At 65.2% G+C, this 22,581-nt stretch carries 13 protein-coding genes and 8 pseudogenes; 5 read left to right on the top strand and 16 right to left on the bottom strand.

Going from position 1 to position 22,581, the window contains the following annotated elements:
* Nucleotides 1-16: 16 nt before the first annotated feature.
* Nucleotides 17-1,321, top strand: a complete 1,305-nt coding sequence (locus tag ACSJDS_RS12515; protein ID WP_473033567.1) for a TRAP transporter large permease — start codon at nt 17-19, stop codon at nt 1,319-1,321.
* Nucleotides 1,322-1,337: 16 nt separating this feature from the next.
* On the opposite strand, the pseudogene ACSJDS_RS12520 reads toward ACSJDS_RS12515, so the two are convergent.
* The 9 genes and pseudogenes from ACSJDS_RS12520 to osmF all read right to left on the bottom strand — a co-directional run bounded on the left by ACSJDS_RS12520 (nt 1,338) and on the right by osmF (nt 11,165).
* A pseudogene (locus ACSJDS_RS12520) lies at nt 1,338-3,169 on the bottom strand (protein kinase domain-containing protein).
* A gap of 129 nt (nt 3,170-3,298) precedes the next feature.
* Nucleotides 3,299-4,929 (bottom strand): annotated as a pseudogene (locus tag ACSJDS_RS12525) (dihydrolipoyllysine-residue acetyltransferase).
* Between the two features lie 28 nt (nt 4,930-4,957).
* Nucleotides 4,958-5,936: pseudogene (locus tag ACSJDS_RS12530) on the bottom strand (alpha-ketoacid dehydrogenase subunit beta).
* A gap of 1 nt (nt 5,937) precedes the next feature.
* Complete coding sequence (locus ACSJDS_RS12535; protein ID WP_473033568.1) at nt 5,938-7,164, bottom strand: thiamine pyrophosphate-dependent dehydrogenase E1 component subunit alpha; 1,227 nt, start codon at nt 7,162-7,164, stop codon at nt 5,938-5,940.
* A 224-nt stretch (nt 7,165-7,388) separates the two neighbouring features.
* Nucleotides 7,389-8,140 (bottom strand): annotated as a pseudogene (locus ACSJDS_RS12540) (ABC transporter permease).
* Between the two features lie 19 nt (nt 8,141-8,159).
* Nucleotides 8,160-9,082, bottom strand: a pseudogene (locus ACSJDS_RS12545) (ABC transporter ATP-binding protein); the annotation flags it as partial.
* Entirely contained in the window at nt 9,079-9,633 is a 555-nt protein-coding gene (locus ACSJDS_RS12550) for an ABC transporter permease (protein WP_473035029.1), read from the bottom strand. The gene ACSJDS_RS12550 and the pseudogene ACSJDS_RS12545, both read right to left, overlap by 4 nt.
* Nucleotides 9,634-9,994: 361 nt before the next feature.
* On the bottom strand, nt 9,995-10,246 hold the full coding sequence (locus ACSJDS_RS12555; RefSeq protein ID WP_473033569.1) for a hypothetical protein: 252 nt from the start codon (nt 10,244-10,246) through the stop codon (nt 9,995-9,997).
* A gap of 3 nt (nt 10,247-10,249) precedes the next feature.
* Nucleotides 10,250-11,165 (bottom strand): annotated as a pseudogene (gene osmF, locus ACSJDS_RS12560) (glycine betaine ABC transporter substrate-binding protein OsmF).
* A 92-nt stretch (nt 11,166-11,257) separates the two neighbouring features.
* Here osmF and ACSJDS_RS12565 point away from each other — a divergent pair.
* Both ACSJDS_RS12565 and ACSJDS_RS12570 read left to right on the top strand, forming a co-directional pair.
* Nucleotides 11,258-11,476, top strand: coding sequence for a hypothetical protein (locus tag ACSJDS_RS12565; RefSeq protein WP_473033570.1), 219 nt, complete (start codon nt 11,258-11,260; stop codon nt 11,474-11,476).
* A gap of 8 nt (nt 11,477-11,484) precedes the next feature.
* The gene (locus tag ACSJDS_RS12570) at nt 11,485-12,234 is read left to right on the top strand and encodes a DUF1853 family protein (protein ID WP_473033571.1); all 750 of its coding nucleotides are present in this window, start codon (nt 11,485-11,487) and stop codon (nt 12,232-12,234) included.
* A gap of 82 nt (nt 12,235-12,316) precedes the next feature.
* On the opposite strand, the gene ACSJDS_RS12575 is transcribed toward ACSJDS_RS12570, so the two are convergent.
* The 4 genes and pseudogenes from ACSJDS_RS12575 to ACSJDS_RS12590 all read right to left on the bottom strand — a co-directional run bounded on the left by ACSJDS_RS12575 (nt 12,317) and on the right by ACSJDS_RS12590 (nt 17,260).
* The gene (locus ACSJDS_RS12575) at nt 12,317-12,622 is read right to left on the bottom strand and encodes a helix-turn-helix domain-containing protein (RefSeq protein WP_473033572.1); all 306 of its coding nucleotides are present in this window, start codon (nt 12,620-12,622) and stop codon (nt 12,317-12,319) included.
* A 195-nt stretch (nt 12,623-12,817) separates the two neighbouring features.
* Complete coding sequence (locus ACSJDS_RS12580) at nt 12,818-13,963, bottom strand: type II toxin-antitoxin system HipA family toxin (RefSeq protein WP_473033573.1); 1,146 nt, start codon at nt 13,961-13,963, stop codon at nt 12,818-12,820.
* Nucleotides 13,964-14,163: 200 nt separating this feature from the next.
* Nucleotides 14,164-15,562 (bottom strand): annotated as a pseudogene (gene cysS / locus ACSJDS_RS12585) (cysteine--tRNA ligase).
* A 1-nt stretch (nt 15,563) separates the two neighbouring features.
* Nucleotides 15,564-17,260, bottom strand: a pseudogene (locus ACSJDS_RS12590) (glutamine--tRNA ligase/YqeY domain fusion protein).
* Nucleotides 17,261-17,572: 312 nt separating this feature from the next.
* Here ACSJDS_RS12590 and ACSJDS_RS12595 point away from each other — a divergent pair.
* Complete coding sequence (locus ACSJDS_RS12595; RefSeq protein WP_473033574.1) at nt 17,573-18,070, top strand: peptidylprolyl isomerase; 498 nt, start codon at nt 17,573-17,575, stop codon at nt 18,068-18,070.
* A 60-nt stretch (nt 18,071-18,130) separates the two neighbouring features.
* A complete protein-coding gene (locus tag ACSJDS_RS12600) occupies nt 18,131-18,892 on the top strand; it encodes a UDP-2,3-diacylglucosamine diphosphatase (RefSeq protein WP_473033575.1) in 762 nt (253 codons plus the stop codon).
* 34 nt (nt 18,893-18,926) lie between these two features.
* Here ACSJDS_RS12600 and ACSJDS_RS12605 read toward each other — a convergent pair whose 3' ends face one another.
* From ACSJDS_RS12605 to ACSJDS_RS12615, 3 genes are all read right to left on the bottom strand, one after another.
* On the bottom strand, nt 18,927-19,973 hold the full coding sequence (locus ACSJDS_RS12605) for a CobW family GTP-binding protein (RefSeq protein WP_473033576.1): 1,047 nt from the start codon (nt 19,971-19,973) through the stop codon (nt 18,927-18,929).
* 165 nt (nt 19,974-20,138) lie between these two features.
* Nucleotides 20,139-21,956 carry a SurA N-terminal domain-containing protein gene (locus ACSJDS_RS12610; RefSeq protein WP_473033577.1) on the bottom strand — a complete coding sequence of 606 codons (1,818 nt, stop codon included), beginning with the start codon at nt 21,954-21,956 and terminating at the stop codon, nt 20,139-20,141.
* A 191-nt stretch (nt 21,957-22,147) separates the two neighbouring features.
* Nucleotides 22,148-22,420 (bottom strand): HU family DNA-binding protein, encoded by a 273-nt coding sequence (locus tag ACSJDS_RS12615; RefSeq protein WP_238976310.1) that lies wholly within the window; start codon nt 22,418-22,420, stop codon nt 22,148-22,150.
* Between the last annotated feature and the right edge of the window lie 161 nt (nt 22,421-22,581).

The raw sequence follows: 22,581 nt of genomic DNA on the forward strand, positions 1-22,581 counted from the left end.
CTTTGGGAGACCTGACGTGCTCATACTCAGCCTGGCCACCATCCTTACCCTGGCGGTGCTGCTCGGTAGCGGCGTATGGATCGCCTTTGCGCTGATCGGCACCGCCTGGATTGCGCTGGCGTTCTTCAGCCCTTTCGCACCGGGACCGATCCTGGCCTCAGACTTCTGGGGGGCCAGCTATGGCTGGGATTTGACCGCCCTGCCGATGTTCATCTGGATGGGCGAGATCCTGTTTCGTTCGGGGCTTGCCGACAACATGTTTCGCGGCTTGTCCCCGTGGCTCAATCGCCTCCCCGGGCGGCTGCTTCACACCAATGTGATCGGCAGCGGCATGTTCGCCGCCGTCTGTGGCTCCTCGGCGGCCACCTGCGCCACGGTGGGCAAGATGACGCTGCCCGAACTGGAGCGCCGGGGCTATGACCCACAGATGGCCATCGGCACCCTGGCCAGCGCCTCGACCCTGGGCCTGCTGATCCCTCCCTCCATCGTGCTGATCGTCTACGGGGTGGTCACCGAGCAGTCGATCTCGCGACTGTTCATGGCCGGCATCGGGCCCGGTCTTTTAATCCTCGGGCTGTTCATGAGCTACCTAGTGCTCTGGGCGTTGATCAAGGGTAACCGCGCGGGCCTTACCGGGGCGGATGAATCCTCCCTGAAGCTGTTCGACAAGCTGCGCCAAACCTGGTCGCTGCTGCCGATTCTGGCCCTGATCGGCGGCATCATCTTCTCGATCTATGGCGGGCTTGCCTCTCCCACCGAAGCGGCCGCCGTAGGGGTGGTGCTTTCGATCCTCATCGCCCGTTGGAACGGCGAATTCGGGCTGGCAACCTTCAAGGCATCGCTGTTCGCCGCCATACGCACCGCCTGCATGATCGCCTTCATCATCGCCGGCGCTTCGTTTCTTACCTCGGCGATGGGCTTTACCCAGGTGCCCATGCAGCTGGCCCGGGCAATCGGCGAGATGGGTCTCTCGCCGACCATGCTGCTGGTCGCCTTGACCCTGCTGCTGCTGATTATGGGCTGCTTTCTGGACGGAATTTCGCTGATCCTGCTGGTCACGGCGATCATCATGCCGGTGGTCAGCGCCGCGGGCTTCGACCTGATCTGGTTTGGCATCTATCTCGTGGTGGTGGTGGAGATGTCTCAGATCACCCCGCCGGTGGGATTCAACCTGTTCGTTATCCAGGGGCTGACCGGCAAGGATATCGTGACCATTACCAAGGCCACCTTGCCCTTCTTTCTGCTAATGCTGCTGTCGATCGCCCTGCTGCACGCCTTCCCGGAAATCGCGCTCTACTTGCCGCAAGCCATGAACCGATGAACCGGGACGGCAGTTTTCAGACGTTATCGCGCTGCGCCGACCGCGGGTCGCGCGGATAGTAGCGCTCTGGCTGGCGCTCCGTATGGGCGAAGAAACGGGTGTCCTTGTAGGGCATCTTCATGAACCCGGACACGCCGAGTCCCTCGATCAGCCCCACGGCGGCCAAGATGTCGTCGAGCCGTCGGCGGAACTCGGCTTCCCGGGAGGGGTCGAGCAGCCGATAGTAGCTGTGAATCTTGAGGTGCTGGGGTAGCGACTCGAAGATGATCATCCCGGTATGGTGGATCTCGTTGAGGGCCTCGAGGGAGGCGATGATCGCCTCTGGCAGCACCAGGAACTCCTCCGGGTCTGGGCCATCCTCGAAGTAGCTATGCAGCCTTGAGCGATCTTCCAGCTCGGGCACGGCGCTAACCTCGTAACGCAGCCGCATCCCGGGAGTCACCACGAAGGGCTCCGTGGGCGCCTCGCGATCCAGGTGCAGGGTATCGCGGGCATTGAACAGGCAGCTCTTGAAGATCCCCTGGCGGTAGATGGCCCGCGCCAGGTTGACCATATTGTTCACCGCCGCCACGAAGGCCGGCTTGAGTGACGGGTCATGCAGGCTCAGCGAGGTATCGATATAGACGCCGTCGACCTCCCAGCGCACCGCCAACCCGCCCACCACCGGATACTGGCCCAGGCGGCTCACCGCCGCTAGGAAGGCCTTTTCGGTTTCCCCATGCCCTGCATGAAGTTCTTGTAGTAACGGTCGAGTTGGACATCGTTGACGTCGCTCAGGGTTTCCTTGCCGCCCTCCTCGCGCAGGAAGGCCTTGCGCGAGCTGTACACCACGGTGTCGATCTCACGGCTCGAGGGACGCACCCAGGCAGGCACCAGGGGCGTCTCCGCGGGCTCGGGCAGGTCGATCATCACCAGCCGCGCCAGCCTCGGCATCTCGCTGACGAAGTGGTCTCCCGCCTTCATGCGGATGCGCGGGTCGGGATCGAGCATGCCATCGAGCATGCGTGCGAACTCCATGGGCAGGCCCAGCGAGGTGGCCGGAATCGCCCGATGCCCGAAACGGCACGACTGAGCCGAAGCGAGCGCATAGAGCGTGCCGGCGGCGCCCTGCTCATCGAAACGCGGTGACGACAAGGCGCCGTTCAACTGCTCCTCGCCGATGAAGTAGACATCCCCCAGGCGCGCATTGGTCTGCTGCAGGTTGTCCGACATCAGTTCCATGACGTTGGAGGCCACGAACTGCTGGTTAGCATCCAGCTGGGCGAACACCGAGGAGCCCCAGTCGATCAGGGCAACGGCCTCGTTGGCGGCATCGAACACCAGGTTGGAGGGCTTGATGTCGCCATGCACGATGGGCTTGCCCGCCGGCCCGGACTCCATGCGCAGAGTGCGCAGAATATCGGCGAGCTGGTCGGCGATACGCACCACCAGCCGGGGCGACAGTCGCCCCTCGCGCAGGGAGACCTCTTCCAGGTTGAGACCCGGGGCCCGCTCCATCACCAGGATCGACTGGTTGCGCACCCGCTGGAAGACGATCAGCCGAGGCACCCGGGGATGGACGACCTGCTCCAGCATGAAGGCCTCCTCCTCGAGGCGGTCCTGGAGGTGCTGGGGCAGGTTGACCCGGGTGAACTTGAAAACGTACTCCGCCCCTAGCGCCGTGACGCCGGCGAAAACGAAGCCATAGGCGCCCTTCCCGATCAGGGCGATATCACGATAGCCCAGCTGCTCGAGCTGGGCCTGACACAGCGCCACCCACTCCTTGAGCTTGCGGGCATCGTCGTGGCTGAGCAGATAGATGGACTGCTCTTCGGGGATATAGAACTGCTGGAGGGGCGCCTGGCTCATAAGCTCACCATAAGGCTTGCCGAATCGGTGCGGGTAAGCGGTCGGGCATCGCCCCGACGGGAGCGTCCGGGCGCGCTCCCTCCCGCCAGCATGCCAGCGGCGGGAGGGAGCGGCCAGGCCACGGCGGCGTCACCCCAGATGCAACAGCATGCTCTCCGGGGCCTCCAGGTAGCCCTTCCAGGCGTTGCAGAAGCGCGCGATGGTCCCGCCGTCGATCACCCGGTGATCCCCGGCCCAGGTCACGGTCATGATCGCCCGCCGGGTGACCTCGCCCCGGTCGTCGAAGCGCGGCAGCCACTGCGTCTTGCCGATGGCGACAATGGCCAGCTCCGGGGCATTGATGATCGGGGCCGCATAGGTACCGCCCAGCGCGCCGATGTTGGAGATGGTGATGGTACCGTCCTTGAGATCGGCCTGGTCGACCCGCCCTTCCCGCGCTGAGGTGGTCAGTCGCTCGACCTCGCGCGCCACGTCGAGCAGCGTGCGGCGCTCAACCCCCTTGACGTTGGGAACCAGCAGGCCCGACCGGCTATCCACCGCCATGCCCACGTTGCACGACGGCAGGTAGTGGATCTCGCTGACGTCGTCGTTGAGCCGGGCATTGAGGATCGGATGCTCCTGCACCGCCAGCGCCATGGCCTTCATGAACAGCGGCATCAGCGTCAGCCGGGTGCCTTGCGACTCGGCCTGGGGCTTGAGCCGCTGGCGCAGCGCCAGCAGCTCGGTGACGTCGATCTCCTCGCCGTACTGGAAGTGCGGGATGGTGCTGGCGGACTCCACCATGCGTCGGGCCATCACCGCCCGCATGCCGCGAATGGGCTCGACGCGAACCTCGCCCTGGGCAGGCGCCTGCGGCTCTGCCTGGCGTGCGGCAGCGGCCGCCCCTTCACTCGGCGCCGGCGCCTGGGCGCCCTGCTCCAGGTAGCGCAGCACATCCTCCTTGAGCACCCGGCCATCCTTGCCGCTGCCGGGCACGTCCTCCAGGGCGACGCCGTGCTCGCGCACCAGTCGGCGCACGGCGGGACTGGCCGGCACCCGCCCGTAGGGGCCGCGTCCACCGCTGGCCACCGGACGACTCGTGGCGGAGTCGCCGGCTTGGGGGCGGGGCTCGCCGTCTCAGCCACGGCGGGGGCCGGCTGGCTCACCGGTTCGGCCTGCGCCGGCAGATAAGCAAACAGCGGCGCATGGACCTGGGCGATCTCCCCCTTGGGCACGTACAGCTTGGTGACCTGCCCGGCCTCCGGCGCGGTGATCTCCACCAGCGCCTTGTCGGTCATGACATCGACCAGCGGCTGATCCTCCTCGATCGTCTCACCCTCGGCCACGCGCCACTCGACCACCTCGCACTCGACGATCCCTTCGCCGATATCGGGCAGGATGAAATCCTTGGACGCCGCACCGGGCGCAGACGCTTCCGCGGGGCCCCGAGAGACCGCCGGGGCTTCGGCGGCCGGGCTCGCCACTTCGTCCGCGGCCGAAGCGACGGGCCGCGGCGGCTCGGCCGATTGGGCAGCCTCGCCGCCGCCTTCCGCCTCATAGGCGAACAGCGGCGCGTGCACCTTGGCGATCTCGCCCTTGGGCACATACAGCCTGGTGACACGGCCCGCCTCGGGGGCGGTGATCTCCACCAGCGCCTTGTCGGTCATCACCTCAACCACCGGCTGATCTTCCTCGATGACATCGCCCTCGGCGACTCGCCAGTCGACGATCTCGCATTCCACGATACCTTCGCCGATATCGGGCAGCATGAAGTCACTCATTTTGCATCTCCTGTCCTGATATCGAACGTCAGAATTCCACGCTGGCGCGAATGGCCTCGAAGATCTTGAGGGGATCCGGCATGTACTCCTTCTCCAGCGTCAGCGGGAAGGGCGTATCCAGGCCGGTCACCCGTTCGATGGGCGACTCCAGGTACAGGAAGCAGCGCTCCTGGACGGTGGCGGCAATCTCGCCGGCGAAACCGCCGGTGCGCGGCGCCTCGTGAGTGATCAGCAGCCGGCCGGTCTTGAGCACCGACTCCACCACGGTATCCTCGTCCCAGGGCAGGATTGTACGCAGGTCGATGATCTCGCAAGAGATCCCCACTTTCTCGGCCATCTCCACGGCCTTCTCGATCAGCTCCATCTGCGCGCCCCAGCCAAGCACGGTGATGTCGCTGCCCTCCTTGGTCACCTCGGCCTCACCGATCGGCAGCTGGTAGTCGTCTTCCGGCACCTCGCCGGTGGAGGCGCGATAGAGCCGCTTGGGTTCGAAGTAGATGACCGGGTCGGGATCGCGGATTGCGGAGAGCAGCAGCCCCTTGGCCTGGTAGGGGTTGCGGGGCACCACGACCTTCAGGCCCGGCGTATGGGCGAAGTCAGGCCTCCGGCGACTGCGAGTGATAGAGCCCGCCGGAGATCCCGCCGCCATAGGGGGTGCGGATGGTCAGCCCGCCGACGTTGAACAGATCCCCGGAGCGGAAGCGAAACTTGGCCGTTTCGTTGACGATCTGGTCGAAGGCCGGAAAGATGTAGTCGGCAAACTGGATCTCGGCCACCGGCACTGAGCCCTGGGCGGCCAGGCCGTTGGCGAAGCCGATGATGCCCTGCTCGACCAGCGGCGTATTGAAGCAGCGGGACTTGCCGTAGCGCTCCTGAAGATGGCTGGTGGCGCGGAAGACCCCGCCGAACACCCCGACGTCCTCGCCGAAGCAGAGCACCTTTTCATCCTCGGCCATGGCGATATCGAGGGCGTTGTTGATCGCCTGCAGCATGTTCATCTTGGGCATTTCAGGCTCCTCCCTGCTCGCCGCTGTTCTTGTCGGCATCTGCCGTTGCGCTGACATCCGGGTCCAGTGAGCGCGCCCCCTTCGGATAGGCCTCCGGGTGACGGCGAATGTGCGACTTGAGGCGGTCGAGCTGACGCTGCAGCGCCGGCGTCACGTCGGCATAGACGTCGCTGACCAGGCTATCCAGAGGCGGGGGTGGGCGCTTCTCGGCGCGCTTGAGGGTCTCGAGCACTTCACGGCGCAGGCTCTCCTGAAGGGCCTTCTCCTCGTCCTCGCTCCACCAGCCCAGGTCGATCAGCCAGCGCTGCATGCGCAGAATGGGATCCTTTTCGCGCCACGCCTCTTCTTCCTTGCGCGAGCGGTAGCCGGAGGGGTCGTCCGAGGAGGAGTGGGCGGCCAGGCGATAGGTCATCGCCTCGATCAGCACCGGCTGATTCTTTTCCACGGCGATGGCGCGGGCCTGCTGCGTCGCCCGATAGACCGCCAGGATATCGTTGCCGTCGACCCGGATGACGTGCATCCGATAGCCGAAGGCGCGCGGGGCGATACCGTCGGCGGCAAACTGCTCGCTGGCCGGCGTGGAAATGGCATAGCCGTTGTTACGACAGAAGAAGATCACCGGCGCCTTATGCACCGAAGCCATGTTGAGCGCGGCATGGAAATCGCCCTCCGACGCCGCCCCTTCACCGAAGAAGGTGATGGTGCAGAGCCCTTCACCGGCCAGCTTCTGCCCATAGGCATAGCCGGCGGCCTGAGGAATCTGCGTGGCCAGCGGCGAGGAGATGGTCATGTAGTGGAGCTTGCGCGATCCGTAGTGGATCGGCATCTGGCGCCCCTTGCCGTAGTCGAGTTCGTTACCGAACAGCTGGTTCATGAACTCGTCGTAGGTGAAGCCGCGATAGGCCAAGGCGCCCTGCTCGCGGTACTGCGCCATGATCATGTCGGCGTCATCTAGCGCCGCCGCGGCGCCGATGACCGCCGCTTCTTCACCGGTACACTGCATGTAGAACGAGAGACGCCCCTGGCGCTGAGCCGCCAGCATGCGCTCGTCGAGGACGCGGGTGACGAGCATGGCGCGGTAGATGCGCAGCGCCTTCTCCTTGTCCAGATCGGGTGCCTCGGCCCCCTCAAAGAGGGTGCCATCCTGCTGCAGGAGCCGAAAGGTCGGAATGTGCAGCTCGTCGCCGGTCATGAAGGCCAGCGAATGGGTGTCTTGTGTTGTTGTCATCATCCTGGTCCTTGGGTAGTGGCAGGAGGAAAACCGCCCCTTGTGAGGGCAGTGTTGACGTTACTGTAGCCGCACGCCAGGGGTTAGCTCCAGCGCTCAGCCAACGTAGCGCAGTTGACGTTAACGTAAAATGCGGGCGAACGCATCCATTTTGCTGCCCGACGAAGGAAATGCTGACGATTATCCTGTCCGGGCGGTTGTCGACCGTGACCGGGCCCTCTTGCTCAGCGACGCAACTGGCGCGGCTGCAGGCGCTCGAATAGGCTGTCGACGCTGATCGCCAGCAGGCCGATCAGTACGGCACCCTGCACCACGTAGGCGGTGTTGCCGTTAACGATACCGGAAATGATCGGGTCGCCCAGGTTGCTGGCCCCCACGGTGGCACCAATGGCGGCCGTGGCGATGTTGATGGTCACCGAGGTGCGCACGCCGGCCAGGATGACCGGTGCCGCCAGGGGCAGTTCGACCTGACGCAGAATCTGCGCATGGGTCATGCCCATGCCGCGGGCGGCCTCGTGGACGGCTGGATCGATGCCCTCGATACCGGCCAGGGTATTGCGCACGATGGGCAGCAACCCGTAGAGCAGCAGCGCCATGACGATGGGGAGGGTACCGAAGCCGAGCACCGGCACCGCCAGTGCCAGCACCGCTACCGGCGGAAAGGTCTGGCCGATGGAAGCGAGCTGGCCGACCAGGGGGCGAAAATCGCGCCCGCCCGGTCGCGTCACGGCAATAGAGGCACCGATGCCGATCACAATGGCCAGCAGCGACGCCGCCGTCACCACCATGACATGCTGTGCCAGCAGGGTCAGAAAACTGTCACGTCGATAGATCACCTCGCGGCTATCGGGTTCGATCAGCCGCATCAGGCTGTCCAGCTGCTCCATGCCCAGGGTGGCCCCAGCAGCAGGACGAACCACAGTAGCGGCATGGCCCACCGCCACGGCGGCACCCCCGACGCCCTCGCTGTCGTCATGCTCACGTCGGCCTCCCCCGACCAGCCGGCGCAGCGACAGCTCGCCGATGGGGATGTCGTCGTCATCCACCACCGTCAGACGGTCGACCCGGTGCCACAGCATCATCGACAGGGCGTCGCGCAGCGGCGCCGTCTGCGCCACCCGCTCGCTGGCCAGCAGGCGCGGTCCCAGCGGCAGCATCCGCTCGCCGACCCGTGTCAGGCCGGCTTCCTTGAGACCGCGCTCCACGCCGCCCAGCAGCGACGCCACGAAGTCATCGACGGGATCGTGTAGCAGCTCGATCGGCCGCCCCTGCTGAACGATGCGCCCCTCATGCATCACCACCAGCCGATCCGCCAGGGCCAGGGCTTCGTCCATGTCATGGGTGACGAAGACAATGGTCTTGTGCAGCCGCGCCTGCAGGTCGCGAAGTTCCTGCTGCAGGGATTCCCGGGTGATGGGATCGAGGGCACCGAAGGGCTCGTCCATCAGCAGAATTTCCGGGTCGGCGGCCAGCGCGCGGGCCACGCCGACCCGCTGCGCCTGGCCGCCGGAGAGCTGATGCGGATACTTGTCGGCGAACTCCGCAGTCGGCAAGCCCAGCAGCGCCATCAATTCCGCCACGCGAGCACGGACTCGCTCCCTGGGCCACTTGAGCAGCCGAGGCACCAGACCGATATTGCGCGCCACCGTCCAGTGGGGAAAAGCCCGGTGCTCTGGATCACATAGCCGATGCGGCGACGCAGAATCTCCTCATTGAAGGTTCTCACCGGCTGGCCATCGAGATGAATCTCGCCTTCGCTGTGCTCGATCAGGCGGTTGATCATGCGCAGGGTGGTGGACTTGCCACACCCGGAGGTGCCCACCAGCGCACAGAGCTCGCCCTTCTCGACCCGCAGCGAAATGCCATTCACCGCGATCTCGTCGCCGAAACGCTTGGTCACATCGAACAGTTCGATCATCTCGCCCCTCCCGGGCGCAGCCAGTCCGTCAAGGCGCCGAACAGCGCATCCGCCAGCAGCGCCAGAGCAATGATCGGCAGGGCGCCGAGCAGCACCAGATCCATGGCCGCCTGCCCCAGCCCCTGAAAGATGAAGGTGCCGAGCCCGCCGGCCCCGATCAAGGCGGCAACCGCGGTCAACCCGATCGCCTGCACCGTGGTAATTCGCACCCCCTCCAGCATCACCGGAACGGCCAGGGGCAGGCGCACCTGCCAGAAGACCTGCTGGCGACTCATGCCCATTCCCTTTGCCGATTCGATCACCCCGGCATCCACCCCTTCCAGTGCCACGAAGGTATTGCGCACCATGGGCAGCAGGCTGTAGGCCAGCAGCGCCAACCAGGCAGGCGCCCAGCCGATACCGCTCACGCCCAGTGCCGAGAGCCAATCGACTCGTGCCGAGAGCCAGGCGAGCGGCGCCAGCAGCAGGCCGAAGAGTGCCAGACTGGGAATGGTCTGCAGAAAGTTGAGGACCGCGAATCCGGCCCGCTGAAGTCCGGCATGGCGACGCATCGCCAGCGCCAGGGCGACACCCAGCAACAGACTCGCCCCCACGGCGGCCCCACCAGCGCCAAATGGTAGCCGATGGCGGCAATGAACTGGTCGCTACGCCCCTGATATTCGCGGTACAGGGCCAAGGGCTCCAGCCAGTTGGAAAGCGCCAACCACCAGGCCGCGAGGACCGGCAGCAGCAGCGCCCAGCCCTGGAGACGCGACAAGCCCAGTCGGGTGCGTAGCTCCAGCAGCACCAGCAGCCAGAGAAACAGCAGCAGCCAGGGGGAAGCGCCGATCCCCAGCCGCGCCTGGGGAAGCGATGGATCCACCAGGGCCGACACCGCCACCGCAAGCCATAGCGGCAGCGCCGCCAATAGCGCTACAACCAGACCCAGCGCCAGGAGCAGGCGCCGGGTATCGGGTCGCCAGGCCAACGCCATGACCCCCAGCATCGGCAGCGAGGCCAGCAGCGCCAGCCAGCCGCCGATGACGTCGTGGGCCCGAAAGGGGTGCCGGCCACGATCCGGTTGGGCGCCACGTTGACCGCATCCAGCAGCAGCCAGGCCAAGAGCCCTGCCAGCATCAGGCTCAGCAGCACCCAGTTGGGAGACGCGGGTCGCTCTGCCGTCACGCCTTACTCCGCCGCATCCAACTCGGCGAGGAAGTCCGCTGCCACCTGGCGAGGGTCCAGGCCATTGACCGCCACCTCACCGTTGAGCCGCTGGAGGGTGTCCAGATCCAGGGCCTGGAACACCGGCGCCAGCAACGATTCAATCTGCGGATAGGCCTCGAGGACGGACTCGCGCACCACCGGGGCCGGCTGATAGACCGGCTGCACCCCTTGGGTGTCTTCCAACACCACCAGGTCCAGCGCCCCAAGACCGCCGTCGGTGCCATAGGTCATCGCCGCATTGACCCCGCTGGTCTGCTGAGCCGCCGCACGCATGGTCGCGGCGGTGTTCCCCCCGACAGCACCAGGAGCTGATCCGACGTCAGTTCGAAGCCGTAGGCCCGCTGAAATGCCGGAAGCGCCTGCTCGGACTCGACGAACTCGGCGCTGGCGGCAAACTTGAAGTCGCCGCCCTCCTCGAGAAAGGTCGCCAGGTCTTCCAGGGTCGCCAGGCCGTGTTCACGGGCCAGGTCGCCGCGCACGCTCATCGCCCAGGTATTGTTGGCATCCGCCGGCGTGAGCCACACCAGGCCGTTGTCGGCATCGCGTTCGCGCACCGTGGCCAGCGCCTGCTCGGCATCATGCCACACGTCGCTGTCGGCCATATCGAAGAAAAAGGCGCCGTTGCCGGTATACTCCGGGTAGAGATCGACCTCGTCCGCTAGCAGCGCACCGCGCACGATGCTGGTACCGCCGAGCTGCAGGCGGTCGCGGGTCTCGATCCCCCCTGCTCGAGACGCTGCAGTATCAGCTGACCGAGCACCGAGCCCTCGGTATCGATCTTGGAGGAGACCACGACGGGATCATTGGCCTGGGCGGTGGCTAACGTCAGCAGCGAGCCGGCGGCCATCGCCGCCAGGCCGGTCAGGGAGCGTTTCATCGCTATCCCCCATGGGTTGTGAATGTACGCTGAGTATAAGGCGTGTACAGTTTGGCTGTCAGACCCGATTCTCAACGCGGACCCTTTTCATCATGCTGCAACGCTGCACCACCGCGCTCACCCGCTGCCACCATCCGCTGGTGAGAGATCTGGCCTGGATGAGCCAGGCGCCGGACCTGATCGATACGGCCTACCCGGGACGCCCTTCCCGTGAGCAGCTGGGACTGGCGGACGATGCATGCTTTGACGATCTGCTTACGGCGTTGGAAGCTGTCCCGAGCCGCTGGAGCGACGGGTCGGTACTACCGTGAATGGTCGCATGGGGCTCTATCATGAGCGACTCTGGCAGTTCCTGCTCGATACCGCCCCGGGAACCCGGCTGCTGGCCCACAACCTGCGCATACTGCGCGGCAAGCAGACGCTGGGGGAGCTGGACCTGCTCTACCGTCGGCGGGACGATCCGACCCCCATCCATCTGGAGGTCGCCATCAAGTTCTATCTTGGCCTGCCGCAGGGCCCGGGCGACGACCGGGAGCAGGCACGCTGGATCGGCCCGGGGGGCGCCGATAGCCTGGCCAGCAAGCGCGAGCACTTGCTCCGTCACCAGCTGCCCTTATCGGCGCAGGACGAGACCCGTCAGGCCATCCGACTGGTCACCCGCCCCCGCGATATCGGCCCGTCGCCGGAACCAGGCATCAAGCAGCAGCTGGCGATACCCGGCGTGCTCTTCTATCCGTGGCAACAGGCGCTGCCGCCCCCCAGAGAAGCGAGTCCCGACCACCTGCGAGGCCACTGGCTTCGCTGGCGCCGCTGGCGCGACTTTCGCGACGCCCTGCCCGCCGGCACCCGTGGCGCCTGGCTGGCCAAGCCCCACTGGCTCGCCCTCCCCCGGCGCGAGGGGCTGTTGGCACTGCGACACCTCGAGGCGCGACTGGCCCAGCATTTCCGTGCGCCCGCCTCACCAATCCAGCTCGCCCTGTGGCACAACGCGGCCGGATGGCAGCGGGTGTTCGTGGTCGCCGACGACTGGCCACGGCAGATTCCCTTGCCACCCTACCCCAGCGACTGATGGCGCGCATCACCCGTCGATAGAGCTCGGCCTTCTCGGCGGTGACATAGCTGAAGGGGGTGTAATCCAAGCGGGCTCCCGTTTACTCGGTGGGGGCCAGCGCCTGCGCCAGCAGGGCGCGCTTGCGCGGCAGGAGGCTGACCTCCAGGCCTAGGGGCCGGAAGACGCGGTTCTTCACCTCCAGGGTGACGTTGCCCTTGTCGCCTTCCAGGTCAGACAGGGTACGACGGCTGATACCGACCAGGGCGGCATAGCGGGTCTGGGAGAGGCCCAGCACCTCGCGGCGCAGGGCACGCAATAGCTCGCCGTCGCTGAGCTCACCGTCGTAGAAGCGCCTCAGCAGCGCCACCAGCGCCTCTTCACGATCTTCGGGCGCGCGCGGCTTCACCGCAGCCCCCAGCGATCGAGTCGTGTTTCTACTGAACGCAAGCCTACCGCCGGCATGTCCAGGATGCGAGCAGGGACGCCCCGGGCGGCCAGACGCTCATCCACTCCCTGCAGGTCCGCGGCAAGCCCGCGGAGTGCCTCCATCAGCCGCTCGGGGTCCACGAGATCCGCCAGGGAGTCCGCGATAGCCCGCCAGTCATACTCTCCCCCGCTTCCAACGGCGGCCCCACTGGGTGGTACGCGTGATTCCCTCGGGATCGGCCCGCATGGGGGCGAAATCATAGACCGGCGCCAACCCGATGCCTTCGGGGCGCTTGAGCAGGGCCATATTGCGGCCGTGGTTGTCGGAATTGCCGAAGGCGACATTGAGGAGATCTCGCCGAACCCATTCGATCACGAAGGCCTGGGTGTCGAAGGTCTCGCCCCCTTCGCGGACCCGGTACTGCGCCTGGAGCAGCGCCACCAGGTGACGCAGGGTGTCGCCATGCCGGAGAAAGCTGCCGGGCGCCGCGCCCATCAGGGAATAGACGGATTCCAGGCCGTAGCGAACCCAGGTCCCATCAAGGTAGTGCATGTCGAAGCGTGGCAGCCAGAGAGAGGGATAGCGCTCCCCCTCGACGAGGCGCATGCCCCGAACCTCGATGGTATCGATGCCCAGCGCGGCCAGTTCCTGGTAGAAGTGATACTCGGCGCGCAGGATATCGCAGTCGTCGGCGGAGCGGCTTCCGCGGGGAAACTTCACCAACATCGGGAGATCCGGGACCTGAACCTCCTCCTGCCAGGTATCGATCCAAACCCGCTCGTCCTGGGTGAGCCTGATCAGCAGCTTGGGCGCTTCGCCGCCGGCACCGGTCGCACCGCCGCTGGCCGCCCCCATCTGCTGGGCATATTCCAGGAAATCCACGTCGCGCTCCACCACGCTCTGCATCGGAAAGCGCCGCTCCCCCAGGGGATTCTTGAGGCGGTGGTCGGGCACCGCCTCCTTGATGCGCAGGTTGCCCACCGGGGCGATGGTACCTCGGGCCAGCAGCTCCGCGTCCTGGCGTCCGGTCGGCAGATTCCGGATTCCGAGATAGTCCACCCAGAAACGACGACTCGCACCCGACGGCATGATGTCCCCCAGGAAACCGAACCAGCGCGGGGACTCATGGGTCAGCATCAGCTCCACGGGCAGCATCAGGCTGCAGGCGTGCAAGTCGTCATGGAACATCCACTCGACGGCATAGTCGGTGCCGTAGTGCAGGCGGGAGATTCCGCCCGCCCCACGCTCGGGGTCCGGCAAGGAGAGCTCAGCCGCATCGTGCCAGGCTCGGTCGAAGTGAATCTGCACCGTCAGTTTCACGCCACCCCCATGCGCACTATTCCGCTCAAAAGTACCAATCTGCTCTGCCACATGCGCAGCATAGTGCACGACAGCAACAAAATTAAGGCTTTTTGAGCGGGATAGTGCTCATAAGTATGCAAGCGTCGAGCAGGAGGGAGAGGCCCGCCCTCCTCCAACGGCGGGCCGGGCGTCAAGGCCTTCAGCGTGGGACGCCTGCTCTACGACTCGGTCTCGGGCTTCTCGAAGACCCAGCGGGTCCCTTCCCGGGAGTCCTTGAGGATGATGCCGAGTGCGGCGAGCTCATCGCGGATGGCGTCCGCCGTGGCGAAGTCCTTGGCCTGCTTGGCCGCGGCACGCTCGTCGATCTTCGCCTGGATCTCCGCTTCCGAGAGCGGCAACTCGCCGCCCCCTCCCTTGAGGAACGCCGTCGGGTTCTGCTGCAGCAGTCCCAGGATACCGCCGAGGTGCCTGAGCTCGGCGGCCAGCGCCGGGGCCTGCTCGGGCGCTTCCTTCTTGGCCCGGTTCAGTTCGCGCGCCAGCTCGAAGAGCACAGAAAGGGCTTCCGGCGTGTTGAAGTCATCGTCCATGACCGCAGTGAAACGCTCCGCATAGCGGGGATCGATCCCGCCCTCCTGGGGGACCACGCCTTCCAGTGCGTTGTAGAAGCGTTCCAGCGACCTGCGGGCCTCGGCGAGCGACTCCGGTGCATAGTTGATGGGGCTGCGATAGTGGCTGGCTACCAGCAGATAACGCACCACCTCCGGGTCATGGTGCTCGAGCACCTCGCGGATAGTGAAGAAGTTGCCCAGCGACTTGGACATCTTCTCCTGATTGACCCGCACCGCACCGGCGTGCATCCAGGTATTGACGTAGGTCTTGCCGGTGGCCGCCTCCGACTGGGCGATCTCGTTCTCATGGTGGGGAAGGTCGAATCCGGCCCCCGCCGTGGATGTCGAAGGTCTCGCCCAGACAACAGGTAGACATGGCCGAACACTCGATATGCCAGCCGGGGCGCCCCGACCCCCACGGCGAAGGCCAACTGCTCGCCTCGCCCGGCTTGGCCGCCTTCCATAGCACGAAGTCCAGCGGGTCTTCCTTGTGCTCATCCACCTCGATCCGGGCACCGGCGCGCATCTCATCGGGGTCGCGATTGTTGAGCTTGCCGTAATCGGCAAACTGCCTGACCCGGTAGTAAACATCGCCGTTATCCGCGGCGTACGCGAAGCCCTTGGTGATCAGCGTCTCGATCATCCGGATGATCTCACTGATATGGCCGGTGGCACGAGGTTCCTGATCGGGCCTCAACACGGAGAGGCGCGCTTCATCCTCATGCATGGCCGCGATCATACGCTCGGTCAGCGAACTGATCGGCTCGTCGTTCTCCTCGGCACGCCGGAGTATCTTGTCATCGACGTCGGTGATGTTGCGCACATAGGTGACGTCGTAGCCGCGCTGGCGCAAATAGCGGGTGATGACGTCAAAGGCCACCATCACCCGAGCGTGCCCCAGGTGACAGTAGTCGTAGACGGTCATGCCGCAGACGTACATGCGCACTCTGCCCGGCTCGATGGGCGTGAAGGCTTCCTTACGACGGGTCAGCGTATTGTAGATCTGCATGTCAGCCCTTCTTCTGATCGTGCGCTTTCTTCTGGATCTTCGCCCAGCTGTCCTTGAGCCCCACGGTGCGATTGAACACCCGCTTGCCTTCGCTGCAAGCATGACGGTCGGCGCAGAAGTAGCCCACCCGTTCGAACTGGAAGCGACTCTCCGGCGTTACCTCGGCCAGGCTCGGCTCACCGACGGCCTGGCAGACGACCAGCGACTCGGGATTGAGGTGCTCGAGGAAGTCGGCATCCTTATCGCGGTCGGGCTGCTCCACCTGGAAGAGGTTGTCGTAGAGCCGGACCTCCATGGGCACGCCATGGACGGCGCTGACCCAGTGAATCACGCCTTTTACCTTGCGGCCTTCGGGGTTCTTGCCCAGGGTGTCGAAGTCCACCGAGCAGCGCAGCTCGGCAATCTCGCCGGCGTCATCCTTGATCACTTCGTCGCAGCGGATCACGTAAGCGTTGCGCAGCCGCACCTCCTTGCCCGGCGCCAGACGGAAGAACTTCTTCGGCGGCTCCTCCATAAAGTCGTCCCGGTCGATATAGATCTCCCGAGTGAAGGGAATCCGGCGCATGCCCAGATCGTCCCGTGCCGGGTGACCGGGCACCTCATAGGCCTCTTCATGCCCTTCGGGCACGTTGGTCAGGACCACCTTCAAAGGCTTGAGCACGCACATGGCCCGCGGTGCGTTCTCCTCCAGGTCGCTGCGGATGGCGTGGTAGAGCATGGCGATATCCACCAGGCCACCGTCGGCGCGAGTGACGCCGATCATCTCGCAGAACTTGCGAATGGAGGCGGGCGTGTAGCCGCGGCGGCGCATGCCGGAGATGGTGGGCATGCGTGGGTCGTCCCAGCCGTCGACGATCCCCTCGTCCACCAGCAGCTTGAGCTTGCGCTTGGAGGTCAGGGTGTAGTTGAGGTTGAGCCTGGCGAACTCGATCTGCCGCGGCTTGGCCGGCACCGGCAGGTTGTCCAGAAACCACTCATAGAGGGGACGATGGTCCTCGAATTCCAGGGTGCAGATGGAGTGGGTGATGCCCTCGATGGCGTCCGACTGGCCGTGAGCGAAGTCGTAGGAGGGGTAGATCTTCCACTTGTCGCCGGTTTGGTGATGATCGGCGTGGCGAATCCGGTAGAGGATGGGATCGCGCAGGTTGATATTGGGCGAGGCCATGTCGATCCTGGCACGCAGCACTTTCTCGCCTTCGGCAAACTCGCCGGTACGCATTCGCTCCAGCAGGTCGAGGTTCTCCTCGACGCTCCGCTCACGCCAGGGGCTCGGGCGGCCCGGTTCGGTCAGGGTGCCGCGATACTCGCGCATCTCCTCAGGGGAGAGGTCGTCCACGTAGGCCTTGCCCTCGCGAATCAGGTGCTGGGCCCAGGCGTAGAGCTGGTCGAAGTAGTCGGAGGCGTGCCGGACTTCGCCGGCCCAGTGGAAGCCCAGCCACTCGACGTCCGCCTTAATGGCGTCGATATAGGCCTGCTCCTCCTTGATCGGGTTGGTGTCGTCGAAGCGCAGATGACAGTCACCACCGAACTGCTCGGCCAGCCCGAAGTTGAGACAGATCGATTTGGCGTGGCCGATGTGCAGAAAGCCGTTGGGCTCCGGGGGAAGCGCGTGACGATCTTGCCGGTGCGCCCGGCGTCGAGCTCCTCGCGGATCTGGTTACGGATGAAATTCGGCGCGCTGGTGGTGTCGGTGGTCATGGTTGGAAAAACAACCTCTGGTTGGGGTGCGGTCCGGTGCCGTTGCAGATAGCCTTCGCTGCTCGGGGCTTTTCCGGCGACAAGCCTGCGAGGAGGCGCTGTAAACCCATCCCTGGGCGCTACCGATGCCATCCCTGGCATAGGACCTCCTCTACGGCTTGTCCCCGGCGCCCCTCGCCGCTGGCGTCGGTACAAGCGCCTGTCCTGCGACGCTCGTGCTCGCTTCGCGCAGCGAGGCAAAACCGCTATTATAGCGCCACGCCCACGGGCAACGCCAAGGCGTGAGCCCCTTCACGGACAGGAAGGTTTTCGATGATCATTCTGCAGACCAATTTCGGCGACATCGCCGTCGAGCTCAACCACGAGAAGGCCCCCAAGACCGCCACCAATTTCGAGCAGTATGTGCGCGACGGCTTCTATGACGGCACCCTCTTCCACCGCGTCATCAACGGGTTCATGGTGCAGGGCGGCGGTTTCGATGCCGACTTCAACCAGAAACCTACTCGCGACCCCGTCGAGAACGAGGCTGACAACGGCCTGAAGAACACCACCGGCACCCTGGCCATGGCGCGCACCCAGGACCCCCACTCCGCCACCGCCCAGTTCTTCATCAACGTGGCCGACAACGACTTCCTCAACCACAGCGGCAAGTCGATCCAGGGCTGGGGATACTGTGTCTTCGGCGAAGTGGTCGAGGGCATGGAGGTCGTCGAGAAGATCAAGGCGGTGTCCACTACCCGCCGCGGCATGCATGCGGATGTGCCCGCCGAGGACGTGATCATCCAAAAGGCCTACGTCAAAGAGGCCTGATCCCCGTCGCGCCCGCCGTCGCGCGGGCGCCGTCTTGTGAACTCCAGCAAGCGAGCCGCCATGTCCACCCTGCTGATTTCCGACCTGCACCTGCACCCTGGCGCCCCCGAGATCACCGAGGGCTTCCTGCACTGGCTGGAGACGCGCGCCCAGGGCGTCGACGCCTTGTATATCCTTGGCGATCTCTTCGAAGCCTGGATCGGCGACGACCTGCTCGACCTGGTCGACGCCGATCCTAGCGGGAACGCGGCCCTCGCGGTGACTGTCGCCAACGCCCTTGAGCGCCTCTCTAGTGGCGGCACCCGCCTCTATCTGATGCACGGCAATCGGGACTTCTTGCTCGGCGAGCGCTTTGCCAAAGCCGCCGGTGCCGAGCTTCTGGCCGAGCCGGCGATCGTGTCGATGGGAGCGCAGCCCGTGCTGCTGATGCACGGCGACAGCCTCTGCACCCGGGACACTGCCTACCAGGCATTCCGCACCCAGGCGCGCGATCCGCAGTGGCAGGCCCAGGTGCTGGCAATGCCAATTCTCGACCGCATCACGCTGGCCAAGCAGCTGCGCGAGCAGTCCGGCGAAGCGACGTCGAACAAGGCCGAGGACATCATGGACGTAACGCCCGAGGAGGTGGTCAACGTGATGCGCGATCACGGCGTCACCACACTGATCCACGGGCATACCCATCGCCCCGCGGTGCATGACTTCACCCTCGATGACCGCCCCGCCAAGCGCATGGTGCTGGGTGATTGGCAGCCGCAGCAGGGCTGGGAGATTCGGGTCGAGGAGAACGACGCGCCCAGGCTGACCCCCTTTCCGCTCGGCTAACCGAGCACCGGGCATCCGTGACGCTCGTCGCGGCTCACTCCCGCGCTGGCGCCAAAAGACAGGCCGCCAGCGCCCCTTCACACGCCTCGGCGCTCGGCAGGCTGTCGCTGTCGCCGATGATCTCCAGCCGCGAATCTCGGCGCCAGGCGCTGGCACTCAGGCTTACCATCCCCGAGGCCCGGTTGTAGAGCTTCCAGCCGGCATCGGTATGCAGCACTCCCTTGATGCGCAGCCCGGCGGGCATGCCGCCGAGCAGCTCTGCCACCCGATCGAGGTCGAAGCGATCGACCGGATGCCAGCGCCACCCCAGGGTGGCCTGTCCCAAGGCCTCACCGACATCCCGAAACGGCCGGCCCGGCTCCGGCAGCGTAGCGAAGGCATCATCGAGCGCCACCACCTCGGCAGCCTGACTCTGAAGCCGCCGGTGCGCCTCGCTGCGTCGCTCTCCGCCGCGCGCCTCGCGATGTCGGCCGCTCTCCAGCAGCAGCGTAGGCGGCAGCTCGCCGTGCGGCGCCTCCGCCACCCACTTGCGTGGCGGCCACTGAGCGGTCATACGCGACCTGGCCGCCGCCACCTGCTGCGGCGTGGCCAGGTCGGTCATGGTCAATGCCACCGCATCCGCCATGGCCAGCTGATCGCGGAAGGTCTCATGCTCCCGGGATCGCGGGTCGTCCAGGCGGCGCGGATCAAGCACCGCGATGATATCGCGAACCTCCAGCACCCCTTGGAAGGCCTCGCCACGCAGCACGTCCAACAGCCCCGCCGGATGCCCCAGCCCGGAGGGCTCGATGATCAGCCGGTCGGGGCGATGGCGGTGAAGCAGATTGACCAGCGAGGCCTGCATCACGAACGCCAGCTGGCAGCAGAGACAGCCGCCCGGCAGCCCTTTCACGACCAGATCATCCCGCTCGGCGAACATCGCCTGGTCGATACCGATCTGACCAAACTCGTTGATCACGATGGCCCAGGTCTCCTCCGGCGGTTTCTGCTCGATCAGCCCGCGGATCAACGTGCTCTTGCCACTACCGAGAAAGCCGGTAATCAGGTGGACAGGAATCGATTCGAGCGACTTGCCAGGCATGATGACGGCTCCCAAGGCGGTAATTGTTACAGTGTAACATTTTGATCAGACGACCCAAAAGCCGCCCGGCTCGAGCAGCGACGGAAGCTAAAGGAAGATAACGGTATAAATACGATCTAAAAGCGAGGGGCGCACGGGCGCCCCTCGCTTATCGTCACGCCCGGGTCAGCGGCGCTGGATCTCGGCGGTATCGCGAAGGTGTACCTGAAGCCCCTGAACGGCGGCTTGGCCACGCAGCTGCTCGGCCATGCGCGCCACGAAGGCTTCCATCTGGGCGTCAGTCTCGCCCTCTTGGACGGACTCCAGAGCGATCAAATGAACCCTATCCTCATCGCTGGCGTGGCCGTACACCGGCCGGTCGTCGGCAGGATGAGGAAGCCGGAAGGCTGCCCGCAACACGGTCTGGGGGACCTGGCCGCTCTGACGGCCAACTCTCTCGACACGCTCCCAGTCAAGCTCGGGCTCCGCCCCAGCACGGAGCTGGTCTACCCGGTCCCGCGCCACCTCGAGCAGCGCCTCACGCTGCACGCGGCGCTCCACCGCCGCCATGACCTGGTCGCGCACCTCCTCGAGGGGCAGCACCGTGGCCTCACGATGCTCGGCGACCCGCAGCACCATGCGCCGGTCCTCGTCGAGTTCGATCACTTCACTGTTGAACCCTTCACCAAGGACATCTTCGCTAAAGGCCTCGCTCATCACACCCGGCTCGGAGAGCACGCCATCGCCGCCGTCGCGGGAGACCCAGTCGCTCTTGTGCAGCTGCAGGTCGAGACTCTCGGCGACGCTATCCAGGTCATCGGCGGCGAAACTCTCGTCGATCAGCGCCTGGACACGCCGGTTGAAGGTATCGCTGACCTGCGCGAGGGCCAGTTCGCGGGTGAGTTCATCACGCATTTCCTCCAGCGGCGGCTGGTCAAGCTCGGTGACCTTGACAAGATGCAGGCCATTGCTGGTCTCAACGATTCTCGACACCTGTCCGGGGCCAATTCCGAAGGCGGCCTCATCGAAAGCATCACCGAAGAAGCCACGGCTGATGACACCTAGGTCACCGCCCTGCTCGGCCGTGGAGGCATCATCGGAATAAGTCTGGGCCAGATCAGCGAACGCCTCCCCTTCGGCAAGGCGCTCACGCACCGACTCGAGTCGCGAAATGGCCTCTTCGCGGCTGCGCTCACCGTTGAAGGTGACCATGATATGCGATACCCGGCGATCGGCGTCACGTCCTCGTGCCTCCCAAGCGTCGCGCAGGTCGGACTCGCTGATCTCGACGGCCGCGGCCATCTCTTCGCGATCCACAATGACATACTCGAGGCGCACCTGCTCGGGACGCTGATAGCGCTCGGCATTCGCATCGTAATAGGCCTGGAGATCGGCCTCGCTGACGATCACGGGCTCCGGCAGATCCTCAAGGCCGAGCGTATGGTGATGGAAGCTGCGAGTCTGGCGCTGAAGCGCCGCCAGGGCCTCTCGCTCACTCTCGAGGGTGAAGTCGCTGACCGCCAGGCCCTGCTGGAGCTGTTGACGCTTGAGATCGACCCTCAGCGCGTCACGAAAGCTGGTTGGCGTAAACCCGGCACTGGCCAGTCGATTACGGAACAGATCGCTGTCAAAACGACCGCTCTGGTCCTGAAACTCTGGGAGGGTCACGATCACCTGATCGAGCTGCTCCTCGGAGAGGTAGAGTCCGCCATCCTCGGCGAAAGCGGTGATGAGTCGCTCTCCGATCAGCTCGTCAAGCACCTGGCCACGTAGCGCCCGCTCCTGCTCGGGCGGCACCTGACCGGTGCGAATGGCCCGCTGAACCTCCAACTCGAGCTGCTGGCGCGTGATCGTCTGGCCATTGACCTTGGCCACTTCATCCCCGCTTCCGCCAAACAGCCCGACCAATGACTCGACGCCGAACAGTGCCATGGTCACGACCACAGCACCGACGATGATCTTGGCGCCCCAACTTCTGGAACGATCACGAATACTTTGCAGCATGCAGGCCTCGGCTGATGATGATTGGCTGGCAGTCGCGCCATAGTATACGCCTTGCAGCGATGCCTCGACCACGGTGTAGCCGGTTTGCCAGCCCATAAAGAAGGCGCATCGCGGTGGCGATGCGCCTATTTCTCACAGTCGTCGGCGAGACTGACGAGTTCAACTGTCCTCGGCGCAAATGGCCCGTCGGCTCAGTTCACGGAGTCCTTGAGCGCCTTGCCGGCCTTGAAAGTCGGCACCTTGGCTGCGCTGATCTGGATCGGCTCGCCGGTCTGCGGATTGCGTCCAGTGCGGGCAGCACGCTCCTTGACGGAGAAGGTACCAAAGCCCACCAGGGAAACGGTCTCGCCGTTCTTGAGGCTATCGGCGACGGTGTCGACCATGGCATCCAGCGCACGAGTCGCAGCGGCCTTAGGAATATCGGCAGACGCGGCGATGGCTTCGATCAGCTCGGATTTGTTCACACTTCACCCCTTGACTGTTTCGGAAAATGGCTCTAATCAGCGCAACGTTCGGCGAGCAACGCGATCACAGCATGGCTGCAGTTTATAGCAATGCCGCAAAAGATGTGTCAAGCAAACAGCGGCGCAAAACCGCGCCATACCGGGGTTTTACCCCGGCGATG

The organism is Halomonas sp. SL18_1 (assembly GCF_055755715.1).